Origin of the sequence: Paenibacillus canaveralius, assembly GCF_047238265.1 — a bacterium.
Lineage (GTDB): Bacteria > Bacillota > Bacilli > Paenibacillales > NBRC-103111 > Paenibacillus_F.
In genome coordinates this window covers 1,467,123-1,486,496 of record NZ_JBDFMM010000001.1, presented here as the reverse complement: position 1 = coordinate 1,486,496, position 19,374 = coordinate 1,467,123, and the positions used below count along the sequence as shown (strand labels likewise).

General features: G+C 55.9%; 19 protein-coding genes and 1 pseudogene. 3 read left to right on the top strand and 17 right to left on the bottom strand.

Annotated elements, in window-relative coordinates; all coding sequences use genetic code 11:
- The first annotated feature begins 133 nt into the window (after window positions 1–133).
- Window positions 134–892 (top strand): hypothetical protein, encoded by a 759-nt coding sequence (locus ABC395_RS06845; protein WP_413001770.1) that lies wholly within the window; start codon window positions 134–136, stop codon window positions 890–892.
- Window positions 893–1,055: 163 nt separating this feature from the next.
- Window positions 1,056–1,721 (top strand): DUF2642 domain-containing protein, encoded by a 666-nt coding sequence (locus ABC395_RS06840; RefSeq protein WP_103997379.1) that lies wholly within the window; start codon window positions 1,056–1,058, stop codon window positions 1,719–1,721.
- Between the two features lie 176 nt (window positions 1,722–1,897).
- Here the strand turns inward: ABC395_RS06840 and ABC395_RS06835 are convergent, their stop codons facing one another.
- From ABC395_RS06835 to ABC395_RS06825, 3 genes are read right to left on the bottom strand one after another with little or no spacing between them, the layout of a single operon-like run.
- Window positions 1,898–2,764, bottom strand: coding sequence for a MetQ/NlpA family ABC transporter substrate-binding protein (locus tag ABC395_RS06835; RefSeq protein WP_413001769.1), 867 nt, complete (start codon window positions 2,762–2,764; stop codon window positions 1,898–1,900).
- A 54-nt stretch (window positions 2,765–2,818) separates the two neighbouring features.
- Window positions 2,819–3,487 carry a methionine ABC transporter permease gene (locus ABC395_RS06830; protein WP_413001767.1) on the bottom strand — a complete coding sequence of 223 codons (669 nt, stop codon included), beginning with the start codon at window positions 3,485–3,487 and terminating at the stop codon, window positions 2,819–2,821.
- Window positions 3,484–4,269, bottom strand: coding sequence for a methionine ABC transporter ATP-binding protein (locus ABC395_RS06825; RefSeq protein ID WP_413001766.1), 786 nt, complete (start codon window positions 4,267–4,269; stop codon window positions 3,484–3,486). The genes ABC395_RS06830 and ABC395_RS06825 overlap by 4 nt, the downstream gene beginning before the upstream one ends.
- A 276-nt stretch (window positions 4,270–4,545) precedes the next feature.
- Between ABC395_RS06825 and ABC395_RS06820 the strand changes: the two genes are divergently transcribed.
- Complete coding sequence (locus ABC395_RS06820) at window positions 4,546–5,895, top strand: LLM class flavin-dependent oxidoreductase (protein WP_413001764.1); 1,350 nt, start codon at window positions 4,546–4,548, stop codon at window positions 5,893–5,895.
- 427 nt (window positions 5,896–6,322) lie between these two features.
- Here the strand turns inward: ABC395_RS06820 and cysK are convergent, their stop codons facing one another.
- The 14 genes and pseudogenes from cysK to ABC395_RS06750 form a co-directional block, all read right to left on the bottom strand.
- A complete protein-coding gene (gene cysK / locus ABC395_RS06815; protein ID WP_413001763.1) occupies window positions 6,323–7,288 on the bottom strand; it encodes a cysteine synthase A in 966 nt (321 codons plus the stop codon).
- A gap of 34 nt (window positions 7,289–7,322) precedes the next feature.
- On the bottom strand, window positions 7,323–8,027 hold the full coding sequence (locus tag ABC395_RS06810; RefSeq protein WP_413001761.1) for an OsmC family protein: 705 nt from the start codon (window positions 8,025–8,027) through the stop codon (window positions 7,323–7,325).
- Between the two features lie 72 nt (window positions 8,028–8,099).
- Window positions 8,100–9,425 carry an LLM class flavin-dependent oxidoreductase gene (locus ABC395_RS06805; protein WP_413001759.1) on the bottom strand — a complete coding sequence of 442 codons (1,326 nt, stop codon included), beginning with the start codon at window positions 9,423–9,425 and terminating at the stop codon, window positions 8,100–8,102.
- Between the two features lie 24 nt (window positions 9,426–9,449).
- Window positions 9,450–9,932: a DinB family protein gene (locus ABC395_RS06800; protein ID WP_413001758.1), complete on the bottom strand. Its 483-nt coding sequence runs from the start codon at window positions 9,930–9,932 to the stop codon at window positions 9,450–9,452.
- A 20-nt stretch (window positions 9,933–9,952) separates the two neighbouring features.
- Window positions 9,953–11,113, bottom strand: coding sequence for an N-methyl-L-tryptophan oxidase (gene solA, locus ABC395_RS06795; RefSeq protein WP_413001756.1), 1,161 nt, complete (start codon window positions 11,111–11,113; stop codon window positions 9,953–9,955).
- Entirely contained in the window at window positions 11,110–12,303 is a 1,194-nt protein-coding gene (locus ABC395_RS06790) for an amidohydrolase (RefSeq protein WP_413001755.1), read from the bottom strand. The genes solA and ABC395_RS06790 overlap by 4 nt, the downstream gene beginning before the upstream one ends.
- Before the next feature lie 88 nt (window positions 12,304–12,391).
- Complete coding sequence (locus tag ABC395_RS06785) at window positions 12,392–13,447, bottom strand: LLM class flavin-dependent oxidoreductase (RefSeq protein WP_413001753.1); 1,056 nt, start codon at window positions 13,445–13,447, stop codon at window positions 12,392–12,394.
- 336 nt (window positions 13,448–13,783) lie between these two features.
- A complete protein-coding gene (locus ABC395_RS06780; protein ID WP_413001751.1) occupies window positions 13,784–14,536 on the bottom strand; it encodes an amino acid ABC transporter ATP-binding protein in 753 nt (250 codons plus the stop codon).
- On the bottom strand, window positions 14,533–15,243 hold the full coding sequence (locus ABC395_RS06775) for an amino acid ABC transporter permease (RefSeq protein ID WP_413001750.1): 711 nt from the start codon (window positions 15,241–15,243) through the stop codon (window positions 14,533–14,535). Before ABC395_RS06775 ends, ABC395_RS06780 begins: the two co-directional genes overlap by 4 nt.
- The gene (locus ABC395_RS06770) at window positions 15,233–16,015 is read right to left on the bottom strand and encodes an amino acid ABC transporter permease (RefSeq protein ID WP_413001748.1); all 783 of its coding nucleotides are present in this window, start codon (window positions 16,013–16,015) and stop codon (window positions 15,233–15,235) included. The genes ABC395_RS06775 and ABC395_RS06770 overlap by 11 nt, the downstream gene beginning before the upstream one ends.
- A 33-nt stretch (window positions 16,016–16,048) precedes the next feature.
- The gene (locus tag ABC395_RS06765) at window positions 16,049–16,918 is read right to left on the bottom strand and encodes a transporter substrate-binding domain-containing protein (RefSeq protein ID WP_413001746.1); all 870 of its coding nucleotides are present in this window, start codon (window positions 16,916–16,918) and stop codon (window positions 16,049–16,051) included.
- Between the two features lie 209 nt (window positions 16,919–17,127).
- Window positions 17,128–17,667, bottom strand: a complete 540-nt coding sequence (locus tag ABC395_RS06760; RefSeq protein WP_413001744.1) for a GNAT family N-acetyltransferase — start codon at window positions 17,665–17,667, stop codon at window positions 17,128–17,130.
- 248 nt (window positions 17,668–17,915) lie between these two features.
- The gene (locus ABC395_RS06755; RefSeq protein WP_413001742.1) at window positions 17,916–18,707 is read right to left on the bottom strand and encodes a phosphotransferase enzyme family protein; all 792 of its coding nucleotides are present in this window, start codon (window positions 18,705–18,707) and stop codon (window positions 17,916–17,918) included.
- Between the two features lie 54 nt (window positions 18,708–18,761).
- Window positions 18,762–19,321, bottom strand: a pseudogene (locus ABC395_RS06750) (AAA family ATPase).
- Window positions 19,322–19,374 lie beyond the last annotated feature (53 nt).

Genomic DNA, 19,374 nt, shown 5'->3' with positions numbered 1-19,374 from the left:
AAATAGATACCAGATAGAGCTAAATGACAAATGAAAGGAGGCGATGACCTCACGGTGCCGGCAAGTATTAAAAAGAAGCGCATGAACAAAGCTTTCCAACCACAAACCAACAACTTGAGAGGGGAACACCAACATGTCCGTTAACGAACTGGGTTACGTTGTGAATCTGATTGGAGAAGAAGTTAAAATCAACCGGGGCGGTCCCGATTCCGTAACGGGAAAACTGATCAATGTTCATACCGATTATTTATCCTTGCAAACCAATGAGGGAGTCATTTACATTAACGCCTCTCATATCAAAAGCGTAACGGAAAGCGCGGGAAAAACCGAATATCCGAGTTACGCGAATGTCGTTTCGGCCTATGATTTTCAGGAACTGCTCAAAAAATTCCATCAAAAATTCGTTAGAATCAACCGCGGCGGCCCCGAAAAGATCGAAGGCGTCATCGCTGAAGTCAAACAAGATTACCTCGTATTGGTCGTAAACAACGAAGTCGTCCGGATCTCGCTTTTCCACATTAAAAGCATCGGCATCGCTTCCTCGAGTAAAAGCGGCGGCAATCAGAAGAACCAGAGCAAAGGCGGCCAAAACAACGGCAACCAGTCCCGCGGTAACCAAACTCGTGGCAACCAAACTCGCGGTAACCAAACCCGCGGTAACCAAACTCGCGGCAACCAGACTCACGGTAACCAAACCCGCGGCAACCAAACCCGCGGCAACCAAACCCGCGGCAACCAGACTCGCGGCAACCAGACCCGCGGTAACCAAACCCGCGGCAACCAGACTCGCGGCAACCAAACCCGCGGCAACCAGACTCGCGGCAACCAATCTCACCGCAATCACACAAAAGGATTCACAGGCAGCGGCAATCCGTTCCGTTTATTTTTCTAAATGCGTGATCACCCCTCGTTTCAGCCTCCCCCGATTCAAAAAGCGGCGGCCGCTCACCGGCCGCCTCCACTTCCGTTTTTACGGAACTTCGCGCTATCAACTTCTGTTCATATAGACATGCTGTCCCCGAAATCTTTGCAGGACTAGGAAAGGAGGAAATGCGATGAAGCTTCTGCACTCTTTCCTGGGTAAACTTGTCGATGTCGGCTTATCCGGAAAAAAACTGCCCCTCCGGGGTTCCCTTATAGATGTGGGCAACGATATTATCGTTCTCCACAACGGAAGCCAGTTCACGTATATTCCCACTCTTCATCTTCAATACATGACCTTGGCGGAAGATCCGACCGCCGTCGATCCCGCTCCCCAGCCTGAACTTCCATTCGATCATTCCGAAATTGCATACCGCAAAATTTTAATGAACGCCAAAGGCATTTTCAGCGAAATTTCCATCAGCGGCTCTCAGTCTTTGCACGGATACGTCACGAGCATTATGAATGATTTCTTCGTTTTCTTCTCCCCCGTTTACCGCACGGTATACATTTCATTGGAACATGTGAAAAGCATAACCCCGTATATTTCCAACACGACGCCCTATTCCCTCGGTCAGGACCGATTTCCTCTTCACCCCACGGGTACGACGCTGTCAAGAACGTTCGAACAGCAGCTCAAAAAACTGGTCGGCGAATTAGTCGTCTTTAATCTGGGGGAAGCCCCCAATAAAATCGGCCGCCTTAACGTGGCGGAAAACAACATGCTGGAGCTTGTTACGGCGAACGGCCAGCAGCTCTTCATGCACATGAGCCATGTCAAATCGGTACATCTGCCCTAATCTTGACCGTCATCCAGTCGCGTATAACGCGGCTTTTTTAATGCCTTGCTTTTCCGAAACACGCGGATGCCGGTTATTCCCCCCTTACTTCCTTCAGCACGCTAAATAAGACACGGCAGCCTGTATACAGGTCTGACGCGTCTTATTTTTCGGATATACGGTTATGGCCCCGTCAGTTAAAAAGCCGGCACAACGGCAACGCCGTATTTGTCCTGGATAAATTTTTTTACTTCAGAACTGGTAAGCGCCGCATCGAGCTTTTTGATATCGTCCCGGCTCTCATCGCCTTTGCGGACAACGATCACATTCGCGTAAGGAGAGTTGGCGTCCTCCCGGAATAAGGCCGACTTGGGGTCAAGCTTGGCTTCGAGAACGAGATTCGTGTTGATAACGGCACCGTCCAAATCGGGCAGCGCCCTCGGAAGCGTAGCGGAGTCCGTTTCGAAAAACTTCAGGTTTTTCGGGTTGTCCACGATATCCTTCGGCGTGGCTTCGTAGGTGGTCAGTCCGTCCTTCAGCTTGATAAGCCCCTGCTGCTGCAGAAGAACCAGCGCCCGGTATTCGTTGGAGGGATTGTTCGGAATACCGATTTTCGCGCCGTCTTTGATCTCATCCTTAGACTTCAGCTTGCTCGAATAAAACCCGATCGGTTCCACATGAACCTTGGCAGTCACCGCAAAATCAAAGCCCTTCTCTTTTTTGACCGAATCCAAGTACGGCACGTGCTGAAAATAGTTCGCGTCAATCTGTTTGTCTTTCAAAGCCGGATTCAACTGGCCTTCGTCATCGAACACTTTAATGTCCAGATGGATTCCCTGCTCTTTCAATTTCGGCTTTACGACCTCCAAAATTTCCGCATGCGGCACGGCTGCCGCTCCGACGGTGAGCTTCACTTCTTTGGCGGGTTCCTTGGACGCTCCCGGCGTACTTCCGGTTTTCTCCGAAGCGGCAGCCTCTCCTTTGCCTTGGCTGCCGCACCCGGCGGCCGTCAACGTGACAGCCAGCAGAATGGCGGCAATAGCACTTAGTCGTGTAGATATCATGTAATACGCCTTCTTTCTTCTATGTAATGGATAAAAAAACATAACGGCCGACTCTTACTCCAGTTTGTAACGCTTGCGGATGATCGATTTGGCGATAGAGTCGCCGGACCACTGAATAATCTGGACGATCACAATAATGAGAATAACCGTGGCGATCAGGATATCTTCCCGGAACCGCTGATAACCGAACCGGATGGCAAGGCTGCCGAGGCCGCCCGCCCCTATGGCGCCCGCTACCGCCGTAAATTCCGTGATCGCGATGACGCCGATCGTTACCGCCCGGATCAAGGCCGGAAGCGCCTCCGGGATCAGTACGCGGAGTATGATGGTCCACGGCGAGGCGCCGACCGATTTGGCCGCTTCGATTTTGCCGGAGCTGACTTCTTTCAGCGAATTTTCGATAATCCGCCCCAGAAACGGAGCGGCTCCGATCGAAAGGGACACAATCGCCGCCGTCGGTCCGAGGGTCGTGCCGACAATGAGCCGTGCGAGCGGAAGAAGCAGCACGATCAGAATGATGAACGGCAGAGATCTTACCGCGTTGATGGCGGTACCGATCACTTTATGCAGCTTCGGCGCCGCAAGAATGCCTCCTTTTTCCGTAACCACTAAAGTAATGCCGAGCGCACTGCCCAGTAGAAAAGCGAACAGGGAAGACCAGACGACCATGAACAGCGTCTCCTGCAACCCTTCGACCAGCAGGTCGACCAAATCGTCTCTCATATGCCTGCCCCCGCTCCTTCAAGGACCGTCCGCTCTCTGCGGTAATGGTCGATAATGCTGACGAATCTTCTTGCGGTATCGCTCTCCGGCTGGAGAAAGAACTTATCCACGGTTCCGGTCTCTACAATTCTACCTTTTTCTATGACCGCCATATTGCGGCAAATGTGCTGGAGAACATCCAGTTCGTGCGTGATCAGCACAATCGTCAAGTTGAGCTGGCGGTTAATGTCTTTGAGCAGCTCCAGCGTCGAATACGTCGTTTGCGGGTCAAGCGCCGAGGTCGCTTCATCGCTTAGAAGGACGTCTGGTTCGTTCACCAGCGCCCGGGCAATGCCGACCCGCTGTTTCTGGCCTCCGCTGAGCTGGGACGGGTAGACATTCTCTTTGTCCCCCAGCCGCACCAGGTCCAGAATCTCTCTTACTCTCTCGTTCAGAACCGGTTTCGGAACGCCCGCCACTTTAAGAGGAAACGCCACGTTCTGGAACACCGTTTGGGAATCGAGCAGATTAAACTGCTGAAAAATCATGCCGATTTTCCGGCGGGCCATCCGCAGCTCCTTCTCGTCCAGGTCGGTGATGCGCAGCCCCTCGATTTCCACCGTGCCCGAATCGGGCTCCTCCAGACGGTTGAGGCAGCGGATTAACGTCGATTTCCCCGCCCCGCTAAATCCGATAATGCCGAAAATATCCCCCTTTTGTATGCGCAGATTGATGTTTTCCAGGGCCGTTACGGGCCCGTCGGCGCTTTTGTACGACTTGTTCAGATTTTCTACGAGGATCATGTGCTACACCTGCCCGGAATTTTTTTCAATAAAAAAAACCAAGCCCATCTTACCGGCCGTCCGGTAAAGAGCTTAGTTTCCAGTGATCTGGTCAACTAACGACTTATGAAGTTATTTCCGACTAAACCAATGTCTTTTGTATAATTTATCTCAGCTTTTCTCTCTTGTCAACCGCCTTTTGAGAATAAAAAACGAGGATTGACGGCCTCCTGAGCTTGATGTTAATGTTTAACATATTATTCCTATGAAAAAACTAGGTTATAAGGAGGAATCCCTTTGACAGCCAAAAGACAAATCAAGCTATCCGCCTACCTCGTAGGCACCGGAATGCATGTCGCCTCATGGAAACATCCGAATGCGCAGAGAAGCGCCAGTATCTCTATCGACTACTACAAAGAACTCGCCCGGACGGCCGAACGCGGCAAGTTCGATATCGCTTTTATCGCGGACAGTCTCGCCATCAACGAGGATTCCCATCCGAATATTCTGAACCGTTTCGAGCCGGTTACCCTCATCACGGCGCTTGCGGGCGCCACATCCAAAATCGGCGTCGTCGCCACTGCCTCCACTTCCTACATCGAGCCGTTCAATCTGGCACGTTCCCTGCTGTCCGTCGATCAGATCAGCAAAGGCCGGGCGGGCTGGAATATCGTGACGACACGCGATCTGTCCGGCAGCACGGCCCGGAATTTCGGAGCGCAGGATCATCTGGAGCACGGCTTCCGTTACAAAAGAGCGGAGGAATTCGTCGAGGTAGTGACGGGGCTGTGGGATTCTTGGGAGGACGATGCCTTTGTTCAGGACAAGGAAAGCGGTGTTTTCTTTCATCCGGATAAAATGCACCGTCTTAACCATCAAGGCGAATTTTTCTCCGTCGAGGGGCCGCTGAATATCGCGCGTTCCCCCCAGGGGTATCCGGTGCTGGTACAGGCGGGGACCTCGGAATCCGGCCAGCAGTTCGCCGCCAAGCGGGCGGAAGTGATTTTCTCCATCAAGTACAGCAAACAGGAAGCCCGAGAGTTTTACGACACGTTCAAAAGCAAAGCCGCCTCTTTCGGCCGGTCACCTGATGAGGTCGTCATTTTGCAGGGGATTTTTCCGGTAATCGGTTCCACCCAGGAAGAAGCGGACGAGAAATACAGGCAGCTCGAATCGTATATTTCCGAGGCGACAGGTTTCAGCTTCCTGAAAAACTATTTCCCGGATGTCAATTTCGCGGGCTTGACGCTGGAATCGCGAGCCGCCGATGCGGGACTGGACCGCCTCCGGCTCGATAAATCCGATTACCGGAAGCACCAGCCCGTCATCGCCCGGGAGAATCCGACGCTTCGTGAAGTCTACTCGCTTCTAACGGGCTCTTTCAGCCGGGAAGACTGGGTCGGCACCCCGGAGAAAATTGCGGATACGCTCGAAGAGTGGTTTACGGAGCGCGCAGCCGACGGCTTTATGCTCATGGCTCCGCTTCTGCCGGACGGGCTTCACGATTTCGTGGAGAAAGTCGTGCCGCTTCTTCAGCGGCGAGGATTGTTCCGTACGGAGTATACCGGAGATACGCTCAGGGAGCACCTCGGTCTTCGCGTGCCCGAGAACCGCTACTCCCGGGTAGAAGAAGCTTTCCAACCGTAAGCCGTCACTTGCAAGCCCGCCGGAAGGCGGCCGCCTGTGCCTTGGCGGGCTTTGACGGTGGGCTGCGGCCGCCGCAAACGCACCAAAAGGAGCCCCGATTGTTCGGGCTCCTTTGGTGCGTCCGCGCTCGATCGGGGCTCGCTTCGGCGAGTTCGGGCAGTTGCGTCTCGCTTGTTCCCGGCCGGTTCATACCGGGGATGAGAGCTGCGACAGCACCCGGACCACGGCGGGTTGCATGGCGGTATACCGGTGTGCCGGGAAACAGGGGACGACCGCACAGAACGGCAGTACGGCGGCACATCAGCATGACGCAATGCCCGATGTGTCCCGTATCCTATCGCACCAGTACGGCGCCTCCGATATACGGCTGCACGCCGGCATGCCGCCTATACGGCGTATGTAAGCACACCGGTACGCCGCTGCGGAATCAAGCATCGTAAAGCCCCGTGCTTAAATATCGCTCCCCCGTATCAGGAGCGATGCAAAGCACCTTTTTTCCTCTTCCGAGCTTCTTGGCAATCCGTATGCCCGCCCATACGGCCGCTCCCGAAGAAGGCCCGAGAAGAAGCCCCTCCCGGCGGGCAAGCTCCCTGGCCGTTTCGTGCGCGTCCTCGTCCCCGACCTGCAACACCTCGTCGTAGAGCCGCGTATTGAGGACCGGCGGAATAAAGCTGGGGCTGATCCCCGGAATACGGTGAATCCCCGGTTCGCCGCCGGAAAGCAAAGGCGAGCAGCTCGATTCGACGACATAAATGCGTAAATCCGGCAGTCTGGATTTAAGCGCCTCTCCCGTGCCCGTTATCGTGCCGCCGGTGCCCGAGGTACATACGAAAGCGTCCAGCCTCCCCTGCATTTGCTCCCCTATTTCCGCAGCGGTCGTAAACCGGTGAACGTCGGCATTGCCTGCGTTCTCGAACTGGACGGGAACGAAGCTTCCGGAAATCCGGCGTTCCAGTTCCTTCGCCCTGCGGAGACCGCCTTCGATCTTTTCTTCGGCCGGGTAAATGACGACTTCCGCCCCGTATGCCTGCAAGATTCCCGCCCGCTCCGAAGACATATTATCGGACATGATCACGATAAGCTTGTAGCCCTTGACCGCCGCTACCATCGCCATGCCTATGCCCGTGTTGCCGCTTGTCACTTCGATAATCGTGCCTCCGGGGAGCAGCCTGCCGTCCCGTTCCGCCTGCTCGATCATATGCCGGGCTGCACGGTCTTTTACGCTTCCGCCGGGGTTGAACGACTCCAGCTTGACATAAAGTTCGGCGTCGTTCTCATCCGACAGCCGCCGGATACGGACGGCCGGAGTATTCCCGATGAGCTCCAGTACGCTGCCCGCCATTGCGGGACTATATCTGAAACCCTCCACCTCTTCCCGGTCTCTTGCAGACATGAAAGATGCCTCCTCCCGCCTCGGGGTCGTGATATCAGCTTCCGACCGTCACTTCTCCCGCTTCTCCGCTGCCGGAGGAATGCAGAACCTTGCCCGTTATTTCCTGAGGTCTCTGCAGCAGATTCAAGATGGGGCAGACTTCCTCGACCCCCCGGTGAAGCTCGGCGATTTCTTCCTTGGAAGCGGCCGACTCGATGTGCAGCGTGTAGCGGATGTTGTGAGGCCAGAAGGGGATTTCCTCGTAACCGTCTTTCCCGGCAAACTTGTGGAGCTCGCCTTCAACCTCTACTTCGAGCGACTCCAGCGGGACTCCGCGCAGGGCGGCCTGAATCAGCGTGATGTGCGTCAGGCAGCTTCCGAGAACGCCGAGCTGAATCTCCGCCGAATTCGGTCCGAGATCGAAGCCGGCAAAATCCGGCAGGCTGTCGCTGAGAATCTGGAAATTCCGGATCCGGATTTCCCTTACGCCGCTCCTGTCCTTCGCTCTTACCTTTGCCTTCAGCACGTCCGAAGGCTGATTCGCGACTCTTTTGCGCTCCTCTTCGCGCTGTTCCAGAGACTCCTTTTTGGCGGCCAAATAATCGTTTAACTGGCTCATAACGCTCACTCCCGTTCCTATGGATTGAACTGCCGTTCCCTGCCTGGCCCCGCCCGCCCTGAAGAATACTTTGGGAAAACGGGTCAGGTTACGATTGCCCTGCGAGCGGATTCCTCCGCCCATCGCACCCATCTTGCGCATATGATCTGTCCAGCTCTACCCAGTTCTGCGCAGCAACGCCACTGTCGACTCTGTCAACGCTGTCTACCCAGCTCACACCGTCTCCGGCTGTTTCGTATACCGGTTGGCCGGTACCGAAAGCCCCAGGTTGCCCCGGAGCGTATCGCTTTCGTACTCCGTCCGGAAAATGCCCCGCTGCTGGAGGATCGGAACGACATGATCGACGAAATCCTCCAGACCGTTCGGTACGGCGGCGGAAAGCATAAACCCGTCCACGGCGCCCGCTTCAAAATACTCCTGGATAAGATCGGCGACCTTCTCCGGCGTTCCGACAAAGCGCCCTTTAGGCGTAGCGGCCTGAAGAGCCACCTGACGAAGCGTAAGGTTCTTCTCTTTCGCTTCCTCCTTGATTTTGTCCGTCCCGCTCTGGAAGCTGTTCTTGCCGAGATCGCCGAGTTCCGGGAACGGCTCATCCAGCGGATACTGCGAGAAATCGTGATGCTCGAAAAACCGCCCCAAATAATCGAGCGCCGTTTCGATCGTCACGAGGTCCGCCACCTCCTGATATTTGCGTTCGGCTTCCTCCTCAGTCGACCCGATAATCGGCCCGATCCCCGGGAAAATAAGCACTTCCTCCGGAGAGCGCCCGTGCGACGCCGCCCTTTCCTTCACTTCCTTGTAGAAACGGACGGCGTCCTCCAGATTTTCCTGCCCGGCGAAAATGGCGTCCGCCACTTTAGCCGCATAGTTTTTGCCCACTTCGGAGGCTCCCGCCTGAAAAATAACCGGCTGCCCCTGTCTGGAGCGGGCAATATTCAGCGGCCCCCGGACAGAGAAAAATTGTCCCCGGTGATTCAGAGTGTGCAGCTTTTCGGGATCGAAAAATACGCCGGACTCCTTATCACGAACGAATGCGTCGTCTTCCCAGGAATCCCACAGCCCTTTCGTCACTTCCAGGTATTCTTCCGCGATTTTATAGCGCAGATCGTGCTCCGGATGCGGTTTGCCGTAGTTTAACGCGGAGCCTTCAAGCGGAGAAGTGACGACGTTCCAACCCGCACGACCTCCGCTGATGGCGTCGAGAGAAGCGAACTGCCGGGCGACCGTAAACGGTTCGCTGTACGAGGTCGACAAAGTTCCGACAAGACCGATATGTGTGCTCACGGCAGCCAAAGCGCTCAGAATCGTAATCGGTTCGAAACGGTTCAGGAAATGCGGAATCGACTTCTCATTGATATACAAGCCGTCGGCGATGAAGATCAGATCGAACTTGCCCGCTTCCGCCTTCCGCACCCATTTTTTGTACAGCTCGAAATTCACGCTCGCGTCCGGCTGCGCATCGGGGTGCCTCCACATCGCCGGATTACCGCCGACCCCATGCAGAAGCGCGCCCAGCTTCAACTGTCTTTTTTTACTCATGTTCCTTCTCCCCTTCCGCTCTTGTCACACCGCCGCTACCACGGATTTGATCCGTTCGATTTGCGCCAGATGGGTTTGCACGTGCGCCGTAAAAGCATTCACGACAGACGCCAAAGTGACGCTTTCCCCTTTGAAATTGACACCGGTTTTCTCCCAGTCCGCTTCGGTAAGCCGCCGGAACAAAACCGCGTTATACTGCAGCAGCGCCGCATAAGCGTCCAAAATATCGGAAACGCCGCTTTCGTTCGCCCGCTGTCCTTCCACCCACGGGTCCTGAGCGAATCCCGGCAGGATTTTATCCGCACCCGCCAAAATTTCGCGGATGCGGAATGAAACCACGATATTGTGGTCGGCCAGATGCGCCAGCACCTCCGTAATGCTCCATTTTCCCGGAGCTTCTTTCCGCTTGAGCTGCTCTTCGTTCAGTCCTGCGATCGCCAGTTTTAATTGATCGTATACCGATAAGTAAAGTTGGATATCAACGTTTAAAATGCCTGAACCGCTCATTTTTAGTCCTCCTTATGGAGTCATCCGGAAACCAGGGGACCCGGTGACCCTTGTGTAAAACGCGTCAATGCAAACGGTCCGATATCGAACGGCGTCCGTCCGTACAGCGTCAAATCGGCGAGAATCTCTCCGACGACACTCGAAAATTTGAACCCGTGGCCGGAAAATCCCCCCGCCAGAAGAACGGACGGATAAGCCGGGTGACGGTCGATAATAAACTGCTCATCGGGCGAAAGCTCGTATTTGCAGACGGCTCCCCGGTTCAAGCGGCCTGCCGCCTGTGGCATATAAGCTTCCAGCGCCCGGCGCAGATCTCCTTCGTCCTCCTCGTAACGGCCGAAAGGCTCCAGCGCCTCTCCCGCCGTCCATTCCACGCCGGTGTCGTGTCTGCCGATCTTGACCCCCGCGCCGCCGATGTCCGGAAAGCCGTAGTAGCCTCCTTCGCCGCCGCCGATCGTGAAGCCCGGGAAACGTCCCGCATCGAACAAGGGCCGTTTCGGCTGAAACCAGCCAACCGCTTTGCGGACCGCCCGGACGGGCAGCTTCACGAACGGCTCCAGCGTCCGGAACCAGGCGCCGGTCGCGAGGATCGCCTGCTGCGCGTGGTACACGCCCTGGTCCGTATGGACGGCGACGCCGCCCTCCCGGGCGTAGAGCTGGCGCACAGGCGTATCCGGCAGCAGGCGGGCTCCCGCCTCCTCGGCCAGCCTCCGGTAGGCGGCGACGCACTTCTCGCTGAACAGATAGCCGGCGTCCGGCTCATACATCCCGGCGAAATGCTCCGGAAGCTCGAAGCCCGGCCACCGGCGGCCGATCTCCGCTGCATCCAGCAGCTCGACGCGGACGCCCAGCTTCCGGGCGTCTTCGGCCCGGCTGCGGAACGCGTCCGCACCCGCGATGTTGATCACGCCGGACGGGACCGCCAGCTCCGTGCCGGTCTCCGCCTGGAGCTCATCCCAGAGCTCCTGGGCGCGAAGCGCCATCGTGATGTAGGCGGGGCCTCCGCTGTAAGCGTGGCGGATAAGCCGGGGCTCTCCGTGATGGCTGCCTTCCCCGTGCGGCGGGTTGAACGCGTCGATAAGCAGCGTCCGCGCCCCCTGCTTCGCCAGGTGATAGCCCGCGCTCATGCCCATCGAGCCCGCCCCGACCACGATGACGTCATACGTCATCCCGCCGTTCACCCGTTCTCTCCGCTTGCGGACCGCTCCGAGAATTGAAGGAGCGCCCGGCCGGCAAGCTCTGAGAAAAATCGCGCGCTCACCGGCAGTGCCGCTTCATCCAGATCGAACGCCGGATGATGCCACTCGTGCGGTCCGTCCGTCCCGACGAAGACGAACAGCCCGGGGACTTCCCGCTGATAGAAGGCGAAGTCTTCTCCCGCCGGAGACGGTATCGGCGGAACCGCGTTATAGCCGAGAGCGTCCGCCGTGCTTCGCGCAAGTGCGGCCAGCCCGGCCGAGTTGTTCACGGGTGGCGGTCCCTGGATCCAGCGGAGCGACGCTTTCGTCCCGCTGGCTGTCGCTACTCCCTCGACAACTTCGCGAAAGCGCGCCAGCACGCGGTTCCGGACGCCTTCGTCGAAGGTGCGGATCGTGCCTTCCAGCAGCGCTTTCTCCGGGATGACGTTCCAGGCGGTGCCGCTGTGCAGCTTCGTTACGCTGACGACCGCGCTGTCCAGCGAGCTGATGTTGCGGCTTACGATGGACTGGACCGCCGAAACAATTTGCGCGGACGCCACGATCGGATCGCTTCCGGCTTCGGGCAGTGCCGCATGCGAGCCCCGGCCCTCTATCTCGGCAATGAAGCCGTCTGCGGCCGCCATCAGGGGGCCTTCCTTGATGCCGAACGTCCCGACCGGAAGATCCGGCTTGTTATGCAGCCCGAACACGGCCTTCACGTTTTCCAGCGCCCCGCTGGCAATCACTTTGAGAGCGCCGCTCGCTTTCTCCTCGGCCGGCTGGAAAAGGAAGCGGACCGTTCCCGGCAGCTCCTCTTCCTTCTGCTTGAGCAAATAAGCCGCCCCGAGAACCGCCGCCGTGTGAAAATCGTGCCCGCAGGCGTGCATTTTCCCCTGAATTTTGGACGCGTAAGGAAGGCCGGTCTCTTCCTGGATCGGCAGCGCGTCAATATCCGCGCGGATAGCGACCACCGGGCCCGGACGCAGCCCTCCCACTTCGGCAATCAGCCCGGTCCGCAGGGAATAAGGGGCGATGCGGATGCCGGCTTCCTCCAGCCAGGCTTTAATAAAAGCCGTCGTTTCGAATTCTTCGTGAGACAGCTCGGGATTCTCGTGCAGATGGCGCCGGACCGCGACGAGTCTTGCGGCCAGTTCTTCCTGCCGCTCCTGCTGCGCCAGCGTTTCGCTAGTCATGGCTATCGTCCTCCTTTTTGACTGAAACTCCTTAAAGCTGCTTAAATAATGTGATCAGGCCGAATGCAACGATACGGAGAGAACGATCTTAAGCCTCGACCGATACGGGCTCTCCGGACGCTGCCTTGTCCACAGACGTGTCCTCGCCCGACAAAGCTTCGATCAGCAGCTCGAATGAGCGTATCCGCTTCGCAAAATCTCTGACCGCGGTCAAAACGATAAATTCGTCCACGCCGGTCGCCCGCTGCAGCTCCAGCAGCTCTTTCTTCACGGTTTCGATCGTTCCTTTCGTCACCGTGGGTTCCTTTACCTCAATCGTGAAGTTCTCACTGCTCTGCTTCCCGAATTCCTCCGCATGTTCCAAGGTGCTGACCGTAATCGTCCGGCCGCTCTCCAGACGGATTTTGACCAGCTTGTGATCTCCAGCCAGCTCATCCGCTTCTTCCTCGCTCCCGGCCGCAATGACGGACAAAGCGAGTATGGCCGCCGGTTGCGCGCCGTCCGCGTAATTGAACTCGCTCCGGTACGTTCCGATGGCTTCCACGGCCGTCTGCGGATCTCCGCTGATAAACAGCGAGAACACGTATGGCAGACCCAGCTCCGCAGCGATCCGGGCGCTTCCCGTGCTCGCTCCGAGCACGTAAAGATCCGCGGGCCGCTCCGCTACCGGATTCGCACGGAGTCCGGCCAGCGGGTGATCTTCTTCCAGCCGGTTGTGCAAAAATTTGCGGAGCTCGACGATTTTGTCCGTCAGGGAGTCGGGGTCCACGACGTTTTTCTGCAGCGCCTGCGTCGATCTCGGCAGACCTCCGGGAGCGCGGCCGATCCCCAGATCGATCCTGCCGGGTCCAAGCGCCGAGAGCACGTTGAAGTTTTCCGCCACCTTGTACGGGCTGTAATGCTGAAGCATGACGCCTCCCGATCCGAGCCGGATGCGTTCGGTTTTGGCCAGCAGATGGGAGATCAGCACCTCCGGTGAAGAACCGGCGACATGCGCGGAATCGTGATGCTCCGCCACCCAGAAGCGGTGGTAGCCGAGCTCCTCCGCCCGCCGGGCCAGAGCAACGGTCCGCTCGAAAGCCTCCGTCCCGGTGTCGCCTTCGTAGATAGGGGTCTGGTCCAGAATACTCAATTTAATGGCCATCTCTTGCTTCCTCCTTGTAAGAAACGGATTCCATCCGTACAGACAGGACTGTCTTTGCAGGTACGGTTTTGCTATTACGGTATTGCAGGTACGGTTTACAGTTACGTCTTATAGTTACGTCTTATAGTTACGTCTTATAGTTACGTCTTATAGTTACGTCTTATAGTTACGTCTTATAGTTACGTCTTATAGTTACGTCTTACAGTTACGCCTTACAGTTACGCCTTACAGTTACGCCTTACAGTTACGCCTTACAGTTACGCCTTATAGTTACGTCTTTGCACTTGCGGTTTTGCACTTGCGTTTTCGCGGGTCCGTCTTTTCCGGCCCCCCGTTTTAGATGGAATAGCTCAGTTCGGGCGTGATCCGCTTCAGAAATTGCCGGGTCCGCTCTTCTTTCGGCGCGTTGAACAGCTCTCCCGGCGGACCTTCCTCGACGATTACCCCGCCGTCCATAAAGACGACATGATTGGATACTTCTCTGGCGAATCCCATTTCATGCGTCACGACAATCATCGTAATGCCCTCTTTGGCGATTTTGCGGATGACCGCGAGCACTTCGCCGACCAGCTCGGGGTCCAGGGCCGAGGTCGGTTCGTCGAACAGGATGACTTCCGGATTCAGCGCCAGTGCCCGCGCGATTCCGACGCGCTGCTGCTGACCGCCGGACAATTGGCTCGGATAGGCGTCCAGCTTCCCGGATAATCCCACTTTCAGAAGCACTTCCGCGCTTCGCGCGCGCGCCTCGTCTTTCGGAAGCTTCTGCGCGACGACCAGTCCTTCCATCACATTTTCCAGAACGGTCTTGTGTTTGAACAAATTGTACTGCTGGAACACCATGGCCGTTTTTTTGCGCAGCGTGTGAATATCTTTGCGGCCCGAGCGTTTGCAGTCGACGGTAAAATCTCCGATCGTCACCTCGCCGGCGTTCGGCTTTTCCAAGAAATTGATGCACCGCAGCAGCGTCGTTTTGCCCGAGCCGCTCGGTCCCAGGATAACGACGACTTCCCCTTTATGCACGGTCAGGTCGATGCTTTTGAGCACTTCCTGCTTCCCGAACGATTTTTGAATGCCGGTCAGTTTGATCATGCCACTCCACCCCGATTGTAAAGAGTAAACCGCTTCTCCAGAGCGGACGATGCCTTTTCCACCAGGACCGTAATCCCCCAAAACAGGAGGGCGGCCGCTATATAAGCTTCGAAAAACTTCCAGTTCGTAGACGCCACAATGTTGGCCTGGGCGTTGATTTCCACCACCGAGATGGTAAAAGCGAGCGTAGTCGCATGCAGCATGGAAATGACGGAATTCGTCAAATTGGGCAGGCTGACCGCAAAAGCCTGAGGAAAGACGATACGCCGCAGCGCCTGCGGAGTCGTCAGTCCGACGGCGTAAGCCGCCTCGATCTGCCCCCGGTCCACTGCCCCGATGCCCGCCCGGACCACTTCGGACATATAAGCTCCCGCCGTGATGGAGAAGGCGATGATCACGAAAGCGACAAGCGGGATGGAACCCGAGTTAAAGGACCATCCGTAACGGTCCGCTAGCGTATCCAGCACGGCCGGAAGTCCGAAATAAACGAGGAACAAGTGCATCAGCATCGGCGTTCCCCGGATAAAGGTCACGTAGGCAACCGCCGCCTGATACAGGACCGGCACCCGGTAAATGCGCACCAGCGCAATGGCCGTGCCGATCAGCAGCCCGCCCAGAACGGAGACGGCCGTAACATACAGGGTGACCGGCAGAGCCGACAGCAGGCTCAGAAAAGCCGTGCCGATGAAGGAAGGATCAAGGTTCATAGCCCGGCGCCTCCTTTTTGATTCCCGGCTGGAGCCGTCTGAAAATGTTCGGGCGCGCAGCCGTTTTGCCGGCCGTGTCCGCCAGCGGCCTGCTGTGGCGCAGCAGCCTTTTCTCGGCGGCATCGAAGCCTTTCTGCAAAATAAAGCTGATGACGAAATAAATAAGCGACAGCGCGATATAAATTTCGATAAAATGCTGCGTGGCTGTGCCCAGTGTCTCGGATTTGCCCGTCATTTCCATAACGCCGAGCGTAAAAGCGAGCGAAGAGTCTTTCAGGTTGCCGATGACCAGGTTGCCGAAAACGGGCAGCGCGATCCCGAGCGCCTGCGGCATGACGATCCGGATGAATGCCTCGTACCCGTTCATGCCGACCGCGTAGGCCGCCTCCACCTGCCCCCGGTCGACGGCCGCCACCGCCGACCGGATCATCTCGCAGACGTAGGCGCCCGTATGCAGCGAATAGGTGAGAATAACAAACAGCAGCACCGGCGTTTTGGATACGTCCACCTGGACGATTTTCAATAGTTCCGGCAGTCCGTAATAAATCAGGAACAACTGGATGAGAATCGGCGTCCCCCGGAAGAAGGACACGTAAACCTGACTGATCCGCCTTAGAACGGGCACGTTATACAACCGGGGCAAAGCGATAAGAAACCCGATGATCAGCCCCAGCAGGATGGAGCTTCCCACGATCAGCAGCGTAATGTGCAGATAGGAAAGCAGCTTCGGAATAAAGAAGAAGATATAGTCCGCCTCGAATCTTCTGCCCATGATACCACCTCTCTCGTACGAACCTTCGGGTTCTTATTTCTTCTGCGTGCCCACGTTCGAGAAGTCCTGTCCGAGCCACTGGACGCTCAGCTTGGACAGCGTGCCGTCCGCCTTCACTTCCTTGATCGCCTGATCGATCCGGTCGGCCAGCTTTCCGTCCGTTTTGCGGAATACATACAGCACATCCGACTCCGTGAGCGGCTCGCCGACCGTTTTCAACGCGACCTTGCCGTCTTTGTCCGTATAGTTGCGGAGGGCGAAATCCGACGTTACGGTGGCGTCGATGCGCCCTTTGCGGATTTTGTCCACCAGATCGTTGGCCGTGGCGTTGTCGTACACGATCTCGATGGCGTTATTGTTTTTCTTGTTGTATTCCTGAAGGATGTACGCTTCGTTGCTTGTCGCACCGGTGCGGACTTTTTTGCCTTTCAGATCGTCAATGGTTTTGATGGTATTGTTATTGATCTCGACGGCGACTTTGTTCAGGAAAATGCTGTACGGCTCTTTATTGAACAAATATTTCTGTTCGCGCTCCGGATTTTTCTCCATTTGATGGGCGATCAAGTCGATCTTGTTCGTTTCCAGGCTGAGCAGCAGACTCTGGAACTCCATCGTTTTGAATTCGAACTCGTATTCCGGTATCCGCTTGTCGAGCTCTTTGATCAGCTCCACGTCAAATCCCGTCAGCTTCCCGTTCTGGTCGATAAAGCACACCTGCGGGAATTTGGTCCCGGTACCGACAATGACCTTCTTGGCCTGGGCCGCCGGGCTTTCCCCCGGTTTGCCCGTCACCGCAGGCGTCGTTCCTCCGCCCGTTTCAACGGTTTTGCCGCAGCCGGCAGCCACTGCCGCCAGCACTAAAATTCCCGCTCCGGCCAACCATTTGTTTACCTGTTTCTTCATTAGACTTGCTCCCCCGCTTCATTATGGATAATTAAAACTATATGGTGATCGTCCAGCCCCGATTTGTTGTGCGAACCATGCGGCGTATATTTCTTGCGGCTGAAGGTCTGCCTGTATCGTCGAGCTTTGTAAGCATGTCTTTCAGATTCCCTGCACATGCTTTGTCTTTGCCGACCGCCTGGCCTGCGGCTCTTATGTAACGGACTTCTCTAGGAAGCCGTAAAAAAGGCGGATTCGTGCAGTTCCAGCCGGTAGCTCTTCACAAGAACCTCGCCGTTATGGAACTCCTTGTCAAACGCGCGCCGGAATCCCAGCCGCTCATACAGGCTCACGGCGGATGCCATCATATCGGACGTATGAAGATGAAGCGTGGACGATCCTAGCTCCAGAGAGCGCCTCGCGCTTTCTTTAATGAGCTCCGTCGCGATGCCTCTTCCGCGCGCTTCCGGCGATACGGACAAATAGCGGATAATCGGCGTATAGATTTCCAGCTCCGGTCTGCCGTAAGCGGCCTCCGAGGAAACGAAAAGCTGGACGGTGCCGACGATTTTCCCTTCCGCCTCGGCTACGAGCCGTGCGACGGGATTGCCTTTGTCGGCGGCCGCGCCGATATCTTCGCGGTACTGCTGCCATCTTTGCGCGGACATGACGTCGGCATACTGCAGATAAGCTTCAAGCATCACCGTGCGGACCGCCTCGCGGTCCGCCTCTGCCGCTTCACGGATGACGATGGAGGGTGAGCTTCCCATTGTTCTGACACTCCTTTTTCTCCCAGGTGTGGAACTGCGCGTATCAACGCAAAAAGCCAGAGAGGTCACTAGAAGCGACTTCTCCGGCTGTCCGGTCGATACTCGACAATTCAAAGCGGAATACTAAGTTTTTAATAATGTACCACTAAAGCGAGACGTTATCAACCATTTTTTGCAGGCGCAAAAAGAAAAACCGCTGACGGTTGTCAGCGGCCGGGCCTTAAAGCTCTTTTAAACGTAAAAATGATTTAAGTCCAGTCCTTCTTATGTTCAGAGATGAATTCAATGTCTTTCCGATAATGTTCAAGATGACCGGCATCTATCATTTTTTGAAAAGCAGGGTCACCTTCTCCCGCTCTTCTTAGTATCGTTTTACATAACCCTTCCAATCGCAGCAGGACCATGTCTATATAAGTTTCCGCAAAACTTTCCCCGTAAGAATCAAAAAACAACTTCACTCTGTTTTTAATGCGGGAAGCATCCATGACTCCATCATAATAAACGACTTCTCCCGTTTCAGTCAGATACAATCGGCTTAACGGCACGCAAGTGTAAAGCGTATAAGCTATGTCCCAAAGCCGAGGACCCGGTCCGGCCGCATCAAAATCAATAATCCCAATCGGTCTTTCCTGCTGAAAAATCATGTTGTATACGGCAAAATCGTTATGGCATATTACTTCGAGCGGTTGTGGAGTACCGTCTAACGGCTGCCAGCCGTCATCAACTGAAAAGCCGCTTGCGGCATCATGATAGAGACGAAGCATTTTCGCGATTTCCTGTAAGACATCATCCGAGCGCATATATTTTTTTAACGGATAATTACCGGCCTCCCCTTCGATAAAGGTTAAAATTTCTCTTCCTTTTTCATCGATACCGAGGTATTTAGGGGCATAATCGTAGCCTTTACCGGCAAGATGGTTTAGCAGCGCATGAATTTTTCGGCTGTTCGGCTTTAATTCTCTTCTGACCGTATGGCCTGACCGGTATACTTTCGAGACGTTGCCGCCTGCTAACAATTGTTCATTGGAATGATTGGACATGTAGGCACCTCCTATTTTTATTAAAAGAGTACAGGCGGCAGAGCCGGACGTTTCCTAATCCCGGATATCCGGAGCCCGGACTATTCCTTCCTCCCATACGCGTTCCAGAATCGCATCCACGGTTTCTTCCGGCGTCATACCGGTCGAATCCAGCCACAGGCCGACCCGCGGAGTTTCCGCCTGCAGCACGCCGTTCAGCGCGGATACGGTCCATATGCCGTATCCTTTCTTGGACCGGGCCGCTTCTCTGCGCGCGACTTCCTCCTCGCCGGGGCACAGCACGATCACGTACAGGGGCCGGTCTTCGAGCAGCGCGAGGAAGTCGTTCAGCACCCGGCCTACGACGACATCCTGCATGATGACGGTAAAACCCGCGGAATAGTAGGTATCCGCGGCTTGAGCCGTCAGCCTGTACCGCAGCAGAAGCTGCTCCAATTGGTACGCTTCCGCTTCCGGACGGACTTCTTTGCGTCGTTGACGATCATTTTGCGGAAATGATCTCCCCGGAGATGGACCGATTTCTCGAAACGCTCCGCCAGCAGCTGCGCGACCGTCGATTTGCCGCTTGCCATAATACCCGTCACCAAAAACATGGCATGAATATCCCGAATCATGTTGATTTCCTCCTCTTGCCGACGATTTCTTATGTTCCCATTGTAGCCAATCG